The organism is Vibrio sp. 10N.286.48.F5 (genome assembly GCF_041469785.1).
GTDB classification, from domain to species: domain Bacteria; phylum Pseudomonadota; class Gammaproteobacteria; order Enterobacterales; family Vibrionaceae; genus Vibrio; species Vibrio crassostreae_C.
Window position 1 is genome coordinate 1,591 of sequence record NZ_JBFRLG010000054.1, and the last position, 324, is coordinate 1,914.

Consider the following 324-nt stretch of genomic DNA (forward strand, 5'->3'; position numbering starts at 1 on the left):
CCACTATCAGGGTCAATCAGCTGAAGCTGGCCTCTATAGGATTTAAATTCACTATCCAGCGCTTGTGTTTCAGTGAGCTGAATGACATTAGAAACCAGTGTGGCTTTATCATCTGTCCCGGCAATGGTAAGCGTGGCGGTTTGTTGCGTACTTCCACCATGGCCATCTTCTACTTGATAGGTGATAGCGATTTGTTGCGACTGACCATTGGCCAAATGGTTAAATGCGGGATCAGTGGCATCAACAATTAATGTATGACCATCAGTATCTAAGGTGATACCTGCGGGGATTTTCCCTGCCTGAAGTTGACCATCGATGGCATAT

Annotated in this window: 1 protein-coding gene; it reads right to left on the bottom strand. The window is 46.0% G+C overall.

The window, feature by feature from the left end:
• On the bottom strand, positions 1-324 hold a 324-nt coding region (locus AB4185_RS21415; RefSeq protein WP_372135908.1), incomplete at both ends, for a VCBS domain-containing protein.